This is a genomic window from Shimwellia blattae DSM 4481 = NBRC 105725 (assembly GCF_000262305.1).
In the GTDB taxonomy this organism is placed as follows: domain Bacteria; phylum Pseudomonadota; class Gammaproteobacteria; order Enterobacterales; family Enterobacteriaceae; genus Shimwellia; species Shimwellia blattae.
In genome coordinates, this window is sequence record NC_017910.1 from 2,883,969 (window position 1) to 2,899,100 (window position 15,132).

Consider the following 15,132-nt stretch of genomic DNA (forward strand, 5'->3'; position numbering starts at 1 on the left):
CAATCTCGTTATAATACGTTTTTTATTGTGACATTTTTCTCTGCGCGCTCAGGTATCATTTTTTCATTCTAATAATATGCCTGCGCCAAAAATAAAAACTATCGCATTGATATAAAAACAAAAACCTCCCCCTACAATGACGAGATAAATTATGGCAACAATCGATAACAACGGGCTGGTGCAGCCGCCCTGTGCCGCAGCGCGCCGCGCGGGCATGACCCAGGCCCAGTGGCAACAGGCAATCAAATTCGACAGTACCGATACCGGCTGGGTGATCATGAGTATCGGCATGGCTATCGGCGCCGGTATTGTGTTTTTACCGGTCCAGGTTGGGCTGATGGGGCTGTGGGTCTTTTTATTGTCTTCGGTCATCGGCTACCCGGCTATGTATCTCTTCCAGCGGCTGTTTATTAATACCCTGGCCGAATCCCCGGAGTGCAAAGACTACCCCAGCGTGATAAGCGGCTATTTAGGGAAAAACTGGGGCGTTCTGTTAGGCTTTTTATACTTTGTGATGCTGCTTATCTGGATGTTTGTTTACTCCACGGCGATCACTAACGACAGCGCGTCCTACCTGCATACCTTTGGCGTCACCGAGGGGCTGCTATCCGAAAACCCGTTTTACGGGCTGGGCCTGATTTGTATTCTGGTGGCTATCTCCTCCCGGGGTGAACAGCTGCTGTTTAAAATCTCCACCGGCATGGTGCTGACCAAGTTACTGGTGGTGGCGGCCCTGGGGGTCTCCATGGTGGGTATGTGGCACCTGCATAATGTTGGCGCTCTGCCGCCTGCGGGGCTGTTAATTAAAAACGCCATTATTACCCTGCCCTTTACGCTGACCTCTATTCTGTTTATTCAGACACTCAGCCCGATGGTTATCTCTTACCGCTCCCGGGAGAAATCCGTTGAAGTGGCGCGCCACAAGGCCCTGCGCGCAATGAACATTGCGTTTGGCGTGCTGTTTGTCACGGTGTTTTTCTATGCGGTCTCATTTACCCTGGCCATGGGCCACGATGAAGCCGTCAAAGCCTACGAGCAGAATATTTCGGCACTGGCTATCGCGGCGCAGTTTATTGATGGCGCCGGGGCCGAGTGGGTGAAAATCGTCAGCGTTATTCTGAATATCTTCGCCGTTATGACCGCCTTTTTCGGTGTTTACCTCGGGTTTCGCGAAGCCACCCAGGGCATTGTAATGAACCTGCTGCGCCGCAAAATTCCGGCGGAGAAAATCAATCAACGCCATGTACAGCGCGGCATTATGCTGTTCGCCATTCTGCTGGCCTGGAGCGCCATTGTGCTCAACGCGCCGGTACTCAGTTTTACCTCTATCTGTAGCCCGATTTTCGGCATGGTCGGCTGCCTTATCCCTGCCTGGCTGGTGTGGAAAGTCCCGGCGCTGCATAAATATAAGGGTGCCTCGTTGTACCTGATTATCGTCACCGGTTTATTACTGTGTGTTTCTCCGTTCCTGGCATTCTCCTGATGTACCTGAAAGTAAGGTTGTAGATATGTTTGAGAAAAAAACAGACTCGTTATGGCCGCGTTTTATCCTGGCGGTACAAGAAGAAGTGAAACCGGCACTGGGCTGTACCGAGCCCATCGCCCTGGCCCTGGCCGCCGCCACGGCAGCCGCCGAGCTCAGCGGCCCGGTAGACCGCGTTGATGCCTGGGTCTCCCCGAATCTGATGAAAAACGGCATGGGCGTCACCGTGCCGGGCACCGGAATGGTGGGGCTGCCGATAGCCGCCGCCCTGGGTGCCCTGGGCGGGGATCCCGGTGCCGGGCTGGAGGTGCTGAAAGGCGCCACCGCCCCAGCCATTGCCGCGGCCAAAGCGCTGCTGGAGGCCGGAAAGGTCCGGGTGATGTTGCAGGAGCCCTGCGACGATATTCTGTACTCCCGGGCCAGAGTCTACAGCGGTGACAGCTGGGCCAGTGTCACCATTGTGGGGGGGCACACCCATATTGTGCACCGGGAAACCCACCTGGGGGTCCAGTACACCCGGGACAGCGCGCACCCGGCAGCCGGGGCGGAATCCCCCCTTGAGGTGATGGCGCAGGCGTCCCTGGCGGATATTGTCAACTTTACTGAGCAGGTGCCCTTCGCGGATATCCGCTTTATTCTCGATGCAGCGCGGCTCAATGGCGAGCTCTCCCGCGAGGGCATGAGCGGGCGCTGGGGGCTGCATATTGGTGCCACCCTGGCGCGCCAGCGCGCAAAAGGGCTGATGGCTGACGATCTCTCCAGCGCGATTGTTATCCGCACCAGTGCCGCCTCCGATGCCCGGATGGGCGGTGCCACCCTGCCCGCCATGAGCAACTCCGGCTCCGGGAATCAGGGCATTACCGCCACCGTGCCGGTGATGGTGGTGGCTGAACATGTGGCGGCCGACGAGGAGCGCCTGGCCCGGGCGCTGATGCTCTCGCACCTGAGCGCTATCTATATTCATTATCAGCTGCCCAGGCTCTCGGCGCTGTGTGCCGCCACCACCGCCGCCATGGGGGCCGCCGCCGGTATGGCCTGGCTGATGGATGGCCGCTACAACACCATCGCGATGGCTATCAGCAGTATGATTGGCGATGTCAGCGGCATGATTTGTGACGGCGCCTCAAACAGCTGCGCCATGAAGGTCTCAACCAGTGCGGCCACCGCCTGGAAAGCGGTGCTGATGGCCCTGGACGATACGGCCGTTACCGGCCATGAGGGGATTGTTGACCATAATGTGGAGCAGTCGATAACCAATCTGTGTGCCCTTGCCAGCCATGCTATGCAGCACACTGACCGGCAGATCATTTCGATTATGGCCAGCAAAGCGCACCGCTAAGCCCGGGTGACCCGCCAGGCCGTGACTGCCGGGCGGGTCAGTGGTTAGCGGAAGAAGCGCGACATCTCTTCAATAGCACCACTGAGCGCCTCCCGGCTGGCGGGGCGGTTCAGCGGCTGTAAATCCGGTGCCAGTGTGGTCTGCATCCCGTCCGGGGTGATAACGTCCAGCTCGTCCGGGGAGACTATCGCATAGTTGTAGTAGCTGCCGACAATCAGATGGCGCGGCGCGGCTGGCGGCGTAAACAGATCCTGCCCGACACTGTAATCACGGGCCGGAGTACTCACCCCCAGGGCCCGGGTCATCAGGGTGGGAACAATATCCATATGCGACGTGCGGTACGCTACCTTCTGTGGTGCCATGCCCGGCCAGCGGATAAACAGCGGCACATGCACCTGCGCCGGGCTGAAATTACTGCCGTGGCCCCAGTAGTTACGGTGGTTGTCGTTAAACTCTTCCCCGTGGTCCGTGGTGATAACCACAATGGTGTTCTCTTCCAGCCCCTGGCGGGCCAGGCTCTCCAGCACTTCGCCGATCAGTTTATCGTCGTAGCGCAGCACGTTGCGGTAGCGGTTGTGGTAGGGCTCAGGATCAAACTGGTTGTTCAGCATAATGTGGTCTACCCGCTCCCAGTACGGCCGGAACGGGGTGGGCATGGTATCCGGGTGTAAGTCATAACCGTGTACCGCGTCGTAAAACAGGAAGCCAAAGAACGGACGTTTGCGATCCCGGGTCTCCAGGAAATGGAGAAAATCGTCGGTTATCTGCCGGTCACGGGCCGCCGGGTCCTCCCCCGGGGTGTTGATGGCTAAATTTTTGATACCGGTAAACACCGTGCGGTCAAAAGGCGGATGGTCAAGGGAGGCGGAGCCATGAACCGAAAACTGGTACTGGTTGTCGGCCAGTTGCTGCATCAGTACCGGGCGGCGCCCGCTGCTGCGCACGGCGGTAAAATAGGTGGCCGGAATACTGTAGAACAGGCTGAAAATCCCCGCCTGCGTGGAGTTCCCGCCGCTTTCATGGCGGGTAAAGGTCTGCGCCTTGCGGGCAAACTGCATAATATGCGGGGTGGTTGCCGCCGCGGCGTCATCAAACCGCCAGGCGTCAATCATCAGAAACACGATGTTGGGCGGTGTCTGTGGGGGTGTGGCGCTCAGCCCGGTCAGCGGGTAGTGAAAATGGCCACGGGGAATGTTGTCCAGTTTTTCCGCCTCCTGGCGTCTCGCCTCGATACGGGCGGCATCCACCAGCCCCCAGCGGATCAGGGTGCTTTTCGCCGTGAGCGGATAATAGAGCGGGAAGGTGTCGCTATAGTTGGGGATCACCCGCTGGTAGTTCGCCTCCTGCCAGGCGTGGATCCCCTGGCTTGCCACCAGCGCCAGCAGTACAGCCCCATAGCCCGCGGCCAGATAGCGCCGGGTAAACCGTGACCGGGCCGCCAGCCAGCCGGCCCCCAGCAGCACCAGCGTCAGTACGGCTACTGTCAGCATGGCGATAAGCCAGGTCAGCCAGGAGAACTCAATGGTGTCGCCGCCCTGGAAAAACAGCGTGAGCACCACCCCGTTAAGGTGAAAGCGGTACTGATCAAAGACCCGGGTATCCACCACCAGCAGCACGGCAATCGCCAGGCTCAGGGCCCCGCAGATCACGCGCCCTGCCCCGCGCGGTAACACTGCCAGGGGGAGTGTGACAATCATGCCCGCAATCGCAAACAGGCCAAACCAGCCTGCCTGGGTCAGCACCAGGTACAGGGCCGCCAGCCAGTCCCCTTTCGGGATAATAAACCACGGCCAGTAGCCCAGCCCCAGCAGCATAAACAGCCCGCCCGCCAGCAGCCAGTAGCGTAATGCCCAGCGCTGATTAGCACAGATACGGTTCAGAAAGGGGGAATTCAATATCATAATAGCTCAGTACAGCGCACTTGATTACAAACTAATAATTTCAACCAAGATAATTGTTAGTCTAAATATTTTCCAGAAAATAATATCTATCAATAATATCAGGCGGCAGGAAGCAGCCCCGGCAAATGCCGGGGCGGGTGGTGTCAGACAAGGGCGTACAGCAGGGCAGATACCGTAGCGATACCGCTCAGCATCACGAGCAGCGCGGTTACCCCACGCAGTGCTTTGAGCGATTCGCGGGTAAAAATCAGCCAGGTGGGGATAATAAACAGGAAGATGGCAATCAGCGGGCCACAGAGGGTCTCAATCATGCTGATCACATCCGGGTTGAGGTAGGTCACAACCGCTGTCACCATAAACATCAGCACCGATACCACCAGCTTCAGGCGCTTCATCCGGCCTGCACTCCGGATACCAAACATGTCGGCCGCCAGCACATAGAATGTTTCCGCCACCGGCATCGACACCCCGAGGAAGGACTTCACCATACCGACAATGGCAATAAAGGGCGCCAGATACAGCAGAAAGGCCAGGTGCCCGCTGCCGCCAGTCACCGAAAGCACATTCAGGTTTTGCGCCTTCGCCATGACAAAGGTTTCCCGTGGCGTGCTCAGTATGCAGCTCAGTACGAAGAAAATAATGCTGAAGAAAATCAGCCCGTAGGCCCGGCGGATCACCCGTACTGACTGGCTCTCTCCACCGGCGCCCGGCTCCCGGTACCAGGAAGAGAGCGCCGGGATAAGCGGCGCAGAGCACAGTGAAAAGGCGATAAGCGGCAGTGTCAGCCAGACCCCTTTCACAGACTCACCCACCGAGACCCCCTGGGTTTGTTGCCAGGCCCGGGTCAGGTTCGCCATGTCCCAGGCGGGGATTTGCGACACCGCAATCAGAATGATGGCCAGGGCAAAAGGCAGTGCCAGCGCGCTCATGGTGTTGACCACTTTGTCCCGCCCTTTGCTGAGCACCAGATGCAGCAACACCAGGACAACCAGTGTCAGCGTGCCGCGGTTAATGCCGGTAATATGCAGGCGATCGGACAAAAAATGGCTCAGGGCATTCACCAGCGAAACCGCATAAATCAGCGTGACCGGGTAGTGAGCCACACAGAAAAACAGCTTCATGGCCTGGCGCCCTTTGGGGCCAAAGAAGGCACCAAACAGCGGCAGTGTGTGGTCCTGGGTCTGGGTGTCGCGCATAAATACCCGGCAGATCAGGACATGGGGCACCAGCGACAGCGGAAAGCCGAGTAGGAGTAGCAGGATAAACACCAGCGGACCGCGCGTACCGATTTCCACCGGTAGGAATAGCGTGCCTGCACCAACAGTCGCGCCATACACACCCATCATCCAGATGGTATCCCTGGTCGTCCATTTCGGACGTTGTATCTCATTTATCCTGGTCATAATACTCTTTATATGGGTTCGTCAGTGACGAACGGGAAGCGAAAAATACCGGAGTGGTTAATACGAGGGTAAGAGGAATGAATCGCTATTATTATGAGTAAGCCTTAAAGTACCACAGCATTCTACTAATAACCTACGTTACCAGCAAACTGTTCTGGTACTCCGTACACCCATATTAACCATAAACAACTCACCTACCGGCGTGGCGCTGGCTTCTTCCACTGGTAGGCTGGCCCACTTATCATGGTGTGATACCTGCTGGCCCGGGCGATGCCGTCCATTACATCCCGTTCAATAGCCCGCTGTTCTGCCGGACTGAGCTGGTGGCTGTCATGCTCCGGAAAGCATGACAGCCGGATAAACGCCAAATACAACACGCTTCTCTTTGCCTCCAACACGGTACTTTAAACGCCAGCTTTTAGTGCCATTGGGGAAAATCTCAAGATACATGCCCCCAGCAATGCCCCCATTCAGGTGTTGATTTCAATAGACCGTAGTAGGCGTTGAGATAATAGAATTTATGAAAATAGCTTGTGGTACAGGGGTTTTGTAGACGCTGATGGACGACAGGGGAAGTAAGGATGGTGCGCCCTGCAGGATTCGAACCTGCGACCCACGGCTTAGAAGGCCGTTGCTCTATCCAACTGAGCTAAGGGCGCGTAACTCTCAGAAACTCCGGCACAAAGGATACCACGCGGAGCGGATTGGGATTATACGGAGCAAGGCACGCCAGTCAATGGCTTTTCAGTCAGATGCGGAACAATTGTACGTAACCTTACAAACATAACTGACAGCGCCGCTGGCTTCTGACACAATAGTCACATCCCCTTTTCTTCTCTATGACAGATGGAATCCTCTCTCTGATGGCAGCAAAGATTATTGACGGTAAAACGATTGCGCAGCAGGTCCGCTCTGAGGTTGCTGAAAAAGTGCGGGCGCGTGTTGCGGCCGGAAAACGCGCCCCTGGCCTGGCCGTTATCCTGGTCGGGGAAAACCCCGCCTCCCAGATTTATGTCGGCAGCAAACGTAAAGCCTGTGAAGAAGTGGGGTTCGTCTCCCGCTCTTATGACCTTCCGGATACCACCAGCGAAGCTGAGCTGCTGGCACTGATCGATACCCTGAACGCCGATACCACCATCGACGGGATCCTGGTTCAGCTGCCGCTGCCCGCCGGTATTGATAATGTCAAAGTGCTTGAGCGTATTGATCCGGACAAAGACGTTGATGGCTTCCACCCCTATAACGTCGGCCGCCTGTGCCAGCGCGCGCCGCGCCTGCGCCCCTGCACGCCGCGCGGGATAGTCACCCTGCTGGAGCGCTATAACATTGACACCTACGGCCTCAATGCCGTGGTGATTGGCGCTTCCAACATTGTGGGCCGCCCGATGAGCATGGAGCTGTTACTGGCGGGCTGCACCACCACCGTTACCCACCGCTTTACCAAAAATCTGCGCCACCACGTCGAACATGCCGACTTACTGATCGTGGCCGTGGGTAAACCGGGCTTTATTCCGGGGGAGTGGATCAAAGAAGGCGCCATTGTGATTGATGTGGGCATCAATCGCCTGGAAAATGGCAAAGTTGTCGGGGACGTGGTGTTTGAGGACGCGGCAGCCCGCGCCTCTTATATTACGCCGGTTCCTGGTGGTGTCGGCCCGATGACGGTCGCCACCCTGATCCAGAACACCCTGCAGGCATGCGAAGAATATCACGACATTGAGGAGGCCTGAGATGGCTACATTTTCTCTGGGTAAACACCCGCACGTAGAACTGTGCGATTTACTGAAACTGGAAGGCTGGAGCGAAAGCGGTGCCCAGGCAAAAATCGCCATCAGCGAGGGCGAAGTCCAGGTTGATGGCGCAACGGAAACCCGCAAACGCTGCAAAATTGTCGCCGGGCAGACCGTCACGTTTGCAGGCCAGAGCGTAACCGTGACCGCCTGATAAACATCTGACCATAAAAAAAGCGGCCACATGGCCGCTTTTTGACAACTCACCGTTACTTACGCCGCCAGGTCGTGCCCTGCGGGCCATCTTCCAGCACGATCCCCATCTCATTTAACCGGTCGCGGGCCGCATCTGCCGCCGCCCAGTCTTTGGCTTTACGGGCATCCAGACGCTGCTGGATCAGGGCTTCAATCTCAGCCACTTCCCCGTCGTCGGCCTGGGCTCCGCTTTGCAGGAATGCCTCCGGCTCCTGCTCCAGCAGCCCCAGTACACTGGCCAGCTTACGCATATGGGCCGCCATCTGGTTAGCCTGTGCCATGTCTTCTGCCTTCAGGCGGTTCACTTCCCGGGCCATATCGAACAGTACCGAATAGGCCTCCGGCGTATTGAAATCATCGTCCATCGCCTCACGGAAGCGGGCTTCGAACGCCTCGCCGCCTGCCGGTGCTGCCTCTTTATCTGTACCGCGCAGCGCGGTGTAGAGGCGCTCCAGCGCCGAGCGCGCCTGTTTCAGGTTCTCTTCGCTGTAGTTGAGCTGGCTGCGGTAGTGGCCGGACATCAGGAAATAGCGGATGGTCTCGGCATCGTAATATTTCAGCACGTCACGCACGGTGAAAAAGTTGCCCAGGGATTTGGACATCTTCTCCCGGTCCACCATCACCATGCCGGAGTGCATCCAGTAGTTGACGTACTCGCCGCCGTGGGCGCAGGTAGACTGGGCGATTTCGTTTTCATGGTGCGGGAACATCAGATCCGAGCCGCCGCCGTGAATATCAAAGTGATTGCCCAGCTGTTTGCAGTTCATGGCGGAGCATTCAATATGCCAGCCCGGGCGCCCTTCTCCCCACGGTGATGTCCAGCTCGGCTCGCCAGGTTTGGACATTTTCCAGAGGACGAAGTCCATCGGGTTGCGCTTAACATCCGCTACCTCTACCCGGGCACCGGCCTGGAGCTGCTCCAGATCCTGGCGGGAGAGGACACCATAGCCCGGATCGGTCGGCACGGAGAACATCACATCGCCATTGTCCGCCACATAGGCGTGGCCACGGGCAATCAGCTGTTCGGTGATCTCAATAATTTCGTGAATATGGTGGGTCGCGCGCGGTTCGCTGTCCGGGGGCAGGATATTCAGCGCGGCGAAATCTTTGTGCATTTCACCGATCATCCGATCCACCAGATCGGTAAAGGCTTCGCCATTCTCACTGGCGCGGCGGATGATTTTGTCGTCAATGTCGGTAATGTTGCGCACATATTTAAGCCGGTAACCGAGGAAGCGCAGATAGCGGGTCACCACATCAAAAGCGACAAAAGTACGTCCGTGGCCGATATGACAGAGATCGTAAACGGTGATACCACACACGTACATGCCAACTTCTCCGGCATGAATGGGTTTAAATTCTTCTTTCTGGCGGCTGAGTGTATTGAAGATTTTTAACATCAGAGTGTTCCGTGTCTGTGTGTGGTCATAAACAAATTTAAGCGAATATCTTAACCCATAAATCTGTTTCCGGGCCATGTTTTGCAAGATGATCAGGGTGGGCAAGATGTGTTATAAAACCAGCTACGCTGGCCTGCCATCGCGGGCCCGGGCAATTGTTAACCCAACAGGATGCAAACATGGTTACTTTTCATACCAACCACGGCGATATCGTCATTAAAACTTTCGATAAAGAAGCGCCGATTACCGTTAAAAACTTCCTGGATTACTGCCGCGAAGGTTTTTACAACAACACCATTTTCCACCGTGTGATCAATGGTTTTATGGTCCAGGGCGGCGGTTTTGAACCGGGAATGAAGCAGAAAGAGACCAAAGACGCTATCCAGAACGAAGCCAACAACGGCCTGAAGAACACCCGCGGTACGCTGGCAATGGCCCGTACCCAGGCACCGCACTCTGCAACTGCCCAGTTCTTTATCAACGTGGTGGATAACGACTTCCTGAACTTCAGCGGTGAAAGCCTCCAGGGCTGGGGCTACTGTGTCTTCGCCGAAGTGGTTGAAGGTATGGATGTGGTCGACAAGATCAAAGCGGTTGCGACTGGCCGCAGCGGCATGCACCAGGATGTGCCTAAAGATGACGTGATCATCGAAAGCGTTACCGTCAGCGAATAAGCTGTGTCCACGCTGTTTATCGCAGATTTACATCTGTGTGAAGAAGAACCGGCGATCACCGCCGGTTTTCTGCGTTTTCTGGCCGGGCGCGCCCGCAACGCCGATGCGCTCTACATTCTGGGGGATCTGTTTGAAGCCTGGATAGGCGACGACAACCTCACCCCACTCCACCAGACCATCGCCCGGGCTATTCACGCCCTGGTCAGTAGCGGTGTGCCCTGCTATTTCATCCACGGCAACCGGGATTTCCTGGTCGGCAGGCGTTTTTCCCGGGAAAGCGGCATGATCCTGCTCCCGGAGGTCCAGCGCCTGAATCTGTATGGCCGGGAGCTGCTTATCATGCACGGCGACACCCTCTGTACCGACGATACCGGCTACCAGGCATTTCGTAAAAAAGTGCATAACCCGTGGATCCAGCGACTGTTTCTTGCCCTGCCACTGGCCCTGCGCCGCCGTATTGCCGCGCGCATGCGCGCCAACAGTCAGGCGGCCAACAGCCAGAAGTCCGTTGGGATTATGGACGTCAACCCCGGGGCCGTAGTGGCCGTGATGGAGCAATACCAGGTGCAGTGGCTGATCCACGGCCATACTCACCGCCCGGCCATCCACACCCTGCAGGCTAACGGCAAACCCGCCTGGCGCGCTGTGCTGGGGGCCTGGCACCAGGAAGGCTCGCTTATCGAGGTCACCCCGCAGAATACCGAGCTGCAGTTTTTCCCTTTTCAGGTTTAGAGCCATCAGGGCTTTTTCCCGCTGATCATCGCCACGCAACCGTTTTCCCTGGCCGTTTTACGTGCTATTCTCATGCTCTCTCAAAACAACGCCCACGTTGTTTTGCTTGCACATCCACAGGAGTTTTAAGACCCATGTCTGCCAACCAGACCCCGGCTCGTATCGCCATTGTGATGGGCTCCAGAAGTGACTGGGCCACCATGCAATTTGCTGCAGAGATTCTCGATCTGCTTGATATTTCCTACCATACGGAAGTGGTTTCCGCCCACCGCACCCCGGATAAGCTGTTCAGCTTCGCCGAACAGGCCCGGGACAACGGTTATCAGGTGATCATTGCCGGCGCTGGCGGTGCGGCCCATCTGCCGGGGATGATTGCGGCAAAAACCCTGGTGCCGGTATTGGGTGTACCGGTACAGAGCGCCGCCCTGAGCGGGGTAGACAGTCTGTACTCCATTGTGCAGATGCCGCGCGGGATCCCGGTAGGCACCCTGGCGATTGGTAAAGCCGGTGCCGCCAATGCCGCCCTGCTGGCAGCCCAGATCCTCGCCACCCACGATAGCGCACTGCTGGCCCGCCTCAGCGCCTGGCGCCAGCAGCAGACCGATGACGTGCTGAACAACCCGGACCCGCGGGAGGGCGCATAATGCAGGTGTGTGTTCTTGGTAACGGCCAGCTTGGCCGGATGCTGCGCCAGGCCGGAGAGCCGCTGGGGATCAGCGTTTACCCGGTTGGCCTGGATGCCGAGCCCGGGGCCGTGCCCTTTAAGCAGAGTGTTATCACCGCCGAGATCGAGCGCTGGCCAGAGACCCCCCTCACCCGGGAGCTGGCGCAACATAACGCCTTCGTTAACCGCGACGTTTTCCCGATAATCGCCGACCGGTTAACCCAGAAACAGCTGTTTGATAAGCTCGGCCTGGCGACCGCCCCCTGGCAGCCGCTTTCCTCCGCCGCACAGTGGCCGGAGATTTTTGCCCGCCTGGGTGAGCTGGCTATTGTGAAACGCCGCACCGGTGGCTATGACGGGCGCGGCCAGTGGCGCCTGGGCCCCGCAGATACCGCACAGTTACCCGCAGACTGCTACGGGGAGTGCATTGTCGAGCAGGGAATTAACTTCTCCGGCGAGGTATCACTGGTGGGTGCCCGTGACCGCAGCGGCCATACGGTCTTCTACCCCCTGACCCACAACCTGCATCAGGACGGGATCCTGCGCGCAAGCGTGGCGTTTCCTCTGGTTGATATTGCCCGGCAGCAGCAGGCTGAATCTATGCTCAGCGCCATCATGCATGAGCTGGACTATGTGGGCGTGATGGCGATGGAGTGCTTTATCACACCCGGCGGGCTGCTGATTAACGAGCTGGCCCCCCGGGTACACAACAGCGGCCACTGGACCCAGAACGGTGCCTCCATCAGCCAGTTTGAGCTGCACCTGCGCGCGATCCTCGGCCTGCCCCTGCCCCCGCCGGTGGTGAAGGGCGTGTCCGTGATGGTTAACCTGATTGGCACCGCCGTGAATTACGACTGGCTCAAACTGCCCCTGGTCAACCTCCACTGGTATGACAAAGAAGTCCGCCCGGGGCGCAAAGTGGGCCACCTGAATCTGAACGACACCGATACCGACCGGTTAAGCGCCACCCTTGAGGCGCTCACGCCGCTGCTGCCGGCGGACTACCACAGCGCCATCCAGTGGGCGCGCCAGAAACTGCAATAATCCTCTGCGGCGGGTTTTCCCGCCGTTTAATCGTTGCATCCTGCCCCCGGCCCCCGGTAAAATTTCCGCTCTTCATTTTCCGGAGCCTGTCGGCTCCGGCACGCCAGGTTTGGCAAGGTCTGTTCATGGTTCAGGATTTATCAGCACGCCCGGACACCCGGGACTATCACCATCTCTTACTGGCGCAAGTACCGCTTATTGATGTGCGCGCCCCTGTAGAGTTCGCCCAGGGCGCCCTGCCGGGTGCCCGTAACCTGCCGCTCATGTCCGACGAGGAGCGGGCCGCCGTGGGGCGCTGCTATAAACAGCAGGGCCAGCAGCAGGCCGTGACCCTGGGCCATTCGCTGGTCCAGGGGGATTACCGGGCCACGCGTATCGCCAGTTGGCTGGATTTCTGCGCCCGCCACCCGGAGGGCTACCTGTGCTGCGCCCGGGGCGGAATGCGCTCGCATATTGTGCAGCAATGGCTGGCGGAAAACGGCGTTCACTATCCGCTGGTGGAAGGCGGCTACCGGGCACTGCGCCAGTACGCGGTTGACGCTATCGCCCGCCTGGCGCAACAGCCGATGCTGCTGGTCAGCGGCAATACCGGCTGCGGTAAGACAGATATGATAAACAGCCAGCCTACCGGTATCGATCTGGAAGGGCTGGCCCGCCACCGGGGCTCTTCCTTTGGCCGCACACTTGAGCAGCAGCCCTCCCAGGCCAGTTTTGAAAACCAGCTCGCTATCCGGCTGCTACAGGGGCACCAGCAGCACGGCAACCGCCCGACATTTCGCTGGGTCATTGAGGATGAAGGGCTGACCATCGGCTCGCGCCATATTCCGGCGGTTTTCCACCAGCAGATGCGCCTGGCGCCGATCGTGGTGATAAGCGATCCCTTTGAGCTGCGTCTGGAGCGGTTAACCGAACAGTATTTTGTGGCGATGCGGCGTGATTTCATCGCCCTTGAGGGTGAGCAGCAGGGCTGGGAGAGTTACTGCGCCTATTTGCGCCACGGTCTGGAGGCCATCCGTAAGCGGCTGGGGCTTGAGCGTTTTACCCGCTGCCTGGCGGCGCTGGAGAGCGCCCTGGAGCTTCAGCAACGCACGGAAGACTGCCGGGGTCACTGGCAGTGGCTGGTGCCGCTGTTACAGGATTACTACGATCCGATGTATAAATATCAGCTGGAAAAACGCAGTGGGCAGATTGTGATGCGGGGGGATTACCATCAGGTCGCGGAGTGGCTGGCCAGCAACGCGTAAAAACATCCCCCGCACAAGGCGGGGGAAGGCGCATCAGAAGTCGTAACGTACACGAACGAGGTTCATGTCGCCCTGATCATCCGTGCTGGAGGTAAAGACGTGTTCGTAATCGATACGGAAGCCGTAATCCAGCTGGAAGGAGATACCCAGACCGTTGTCGATACGTTTGTAGTTAGTGCCGCTCAGGTATTCCAGACGGTCACCCATGAAGTAAGGCTGGATGCTCTTAATCATGTACTGGCCGATCGGGAAGGTGTAGCCTGCGAAGTATTCAATACCCCATGCATCGCCCGCAAAGTAGTTAGCAGGTGATTTTGGTGATCTTTTTGTCACCAGGTAGTTCTGGTAGTAACCACCACCGGCAGACAGGGTCCAGTTTTCCGGGGTCCAGCTCAGCGCTGTACCGTAGAGGCTCTGGTTGTAGGTTTTACCGTCACCGCGGGCGCTGTTCTGGTAGATGCTCGCACGGGTGATGTTCCATGCAGTACCCCATTCCAGATCATCAGTAATGTGGTAGTTCACACCCAGAGAGCCGCCGCCTTTACGTTTGTAGCTGTAACCGTTGTAAACGCCATTGCTGTTTACGCGATACGGCTCATCTTCAAACAGGTAAGAAGCGTAGAGATCAGCATCACCGAAGGTGTTTTTATACTTCAGCATGCTACGTGAACGGTAAGAACCGTCGTAGTTACCGTTGATACCGTTACCCGGTGCCTGGGCTAACATATCGTAATCCCAGATATCGGTTTTGGCCCCGATAACATCATAGTAAACGCTGTTTTGTTTACCGTAGGTCAGCGTACCGTAAGTGGCGCTCTTCAGCCCGGTATACAGCATACGACGGTCAGTATCGGTAGAGCCTTTGGCGTAGTGGTTATCCCAGTTAAACAGCGCAGGAATATTCACACCCAGTTCGTAGTAGCTTATCCAGCTGATGTCATCGAACAGGTAGTAATCAGCAGAGAAGCGGAAACGAGTACCGCCATCAAAAACATTTCGTTTATATGAACCTTTGTCGCCATCGCCGGTCATATTGTTTATCTGCGGACGAATAGAACCGCCCACTTTAAAGTCAAGACGGCTGAGGGGATCGCCCGCCTGCGGATCCTGCTTGAGCAGGGTGATTTCCGCCTGGGACGCGAAAGAGACAGAACCTAATACCACTGCTGCGCCGATCGCTTTTGCCAGCGCATTTATTTTAATTTTCATTACTAATCCTTAGTGTCCTGCTAATTGTTAGCCAAGGCATGTTACCGTGCTTTC

Annotated in this window: 13 protein-coding genes, 1 tRNA gene and 1 pseudogene; 9 read left to right on the top strand and 6 right to left on the bottom strand. The window is 57.4% G+C overall.

The annotated features are described in order from the left end of the window. Positions 1-151 precede the first annotated feature (151 nt). On the top strand, positions 152-1,483 hold the full coding sequence (locus EBL_RS13555; protein ID WP_002439054.1) for an SLC5/6 family protein: 1,332 nt from the start codon (positions 152-154) through the stop codon (positions 1,481-1,483). Positions 1,484-1,508: 25 nt separating this feature from the next. Further along, on the top strand, positions 1,509-2,822 hold the full coding sequence (locus EBL_RS13560; protein ID WP_002439053.1) for an L-cysteine desulfidase family protein: 1,314 nt from the start codon (positions 1,509-1,511) through the stop codon (positions 2,820-2,822). A 44-nt stretch (positions 2,823-2,866) separates the two neighbouring features. On the opposite strand, the gene EBL_RS13565 is transcribed toward EBL_RS13560, so the two are convergent. The 4 genes and pseudogenes from EBL_RS13565 to EBL_RS13575 form a co-directional block, all read right to left on the bottom strand. After that, a complete protein-coding gene (locus tag EBL_RS13565) occupies positions 2,867-4,723 on the bottom strand; it encodes a DUF3413 domain-containing protein (protein ID WP_002439052.1) in 1,857 nt (618 codons plus the stop codon). Positions 4,724-4,866: 143 nt separating this feature from the next. After that, positions 4,867-6,069 carry an amino acid permease gene (locus tag EBL_RS13570; RefSeq protein ID WP_002439050.1) on the bottom strand — a complete coding sequence of 401 codons (1,203 nt, stop codon included), beginning with the start codon at positions 6,067-6,069 and terminating at the stop codon, positions 4,867-4,869. 390 nt (positions 6,070-6,459) lie between these two features. After that, positions 6,460-6,582 (bottom strand): annotated as a pseudogene (locus EBL_RS20635) (Arm DNA-binding domain-containing protein); the annotation flags it as partial. A gap of 126 nt (positions 6,583-6,708) precedes the next feature. Next, positions 6,709-6,785: transfer RNA gene (locus tag EBL_RS13575), tRNA-Arg, on the bottom strand. 204 nt (positions 6,786-6,989) lie between these two features. On the opposite strand from EBL_RS13575, the gene folD reads away from it, so the two are divergent. Then, positions 6,990-7,856, top strand: a complete 867-nt coding sequence (gene folD / locus EBL_RS13580; RefSeq protein WP_002439049.1) for a bifunctional methylenetetrahydrofolate dehydrogenase/methenyltetrahydrofolate cyclohydrolase FolD — start codon at positions 6,990-6,992, stop codon at positions 7,854-7,856. A gap of 1 nt (position 7,857) precedes the next feature. Further along, positions 7,858-8,070 (top strand): ribosome-associated protein YbcJ, encoded by a 213-nt coding sequence (ybcJ, locus tag EBL_RS13585; protein ID WP_002439047.1) that lies wholly within the window; start codon positions 7,858-7,860, stop codon positions 8,068-8,070. A 55-nt stretch (positions 8,071-8,125) separates the two neighbouring features. On the opposite strand, the gene cysS is transcribed toward ybcJ, so the two are convergent. Further along, positions 8,126-9,511: a cysteine--tRNA ligase gene (cysS, locus tag EBL_RS13590; protein WP_002439044.1), complete on the bottom strand. Its 1,386-nt coding sequence runs from the start codon at positions 9,509-9,511 to the stop codon at positions 8,126-8,128. Between the two features lie 179 nt (positions 9,512-9,690). On the opposite strand from cysS, the gene ppiB reads away from it, so the two are divergent. From ppiB to mnmH, 5 genes are all read left to right on the top strand, one after another. Further along, the gene (gene ppiB / locus EBL_RS13595) at positions 9,691-10,185 is read left to right on the top strand and encodes a peptidylprolyl isomerase B (protein WP_002439043.1); all 495 of its coding nucleotides are present in this window, start codon (positions 9,691-9,693) and stop codon (positions 10,183-10,185) included. 3 nt (positions 10,186-10,188) lie between these two features. Further along, positions 10,189-10,917, top strand: coding sequence for a UDP-2,3-diacylglucosamine diphosphatase (gene lpxH, locus EBL_RS13600; protein WP_002439041.1), 729 nt, complete (start codon positions 10,189-10,191; stop codon positions 10,915-10,917). 134 nt (positions 10,918-11,051) lie between these two features. Further along, the gene (purE, locus tag EBL_RS13605) at positions 11,052-11,561 is read left to right on the top strand and encodes a 5-(carboxyamino)imidazole ribonucleotide mutase (protein WP_002439039.1); all 510 of its coding nucleotides are present in this window, start codon (positions 11,052-11,054) and stop codon (positions 11,559-11,561) included. Then, positions 11,558-12,625: a 5-(carboxyamino)imidazole ribonucleotide synthase gene (gene purK / locus EBL_RS13610; protein ID WP_174270535.1), complete on the top strand. Its 1,068-nt coding sequence runs from the start codon at positions 11,558-11,560 to the stop codon at positions 12,623-12,625. Before purE ends, purK begins: the two co-directional genes overlap by 4 nt. 125 nt (positions 12,626-12,750) lie before the next feature. Beyond that, positions 12,751-13,869 carry a tRNA 2-selenouridine(34) synthase MnmH gene (gene mnmH, locus EBL_RS13615; RefSeq protein WP_002439037.1) on the top strand — a complete coding sequence of 373 codons (1,119 nt, stop codon included), beginning with the start codon at positions 12,751-12,753 and terminating at the stop codon, positions 13,867-13,869. A gap of 33 nt (positions 13,870-13,902) precedes the next feature. Here the strand turns inward: mnmH and EBL_RS13620 are convergent, their stop codons facing one another. After that, a complete protein-coding gene (locus EBL_RS13620; protein ID WP_002439036.1) occupies positions 13,903-15,078 on the bottom strand; it encodes a porin in 1,176 nt (391 codons plus the stop codon). Between the last annotated feature and the right edge of the window lie 54 nt (positions 15,079-15,132).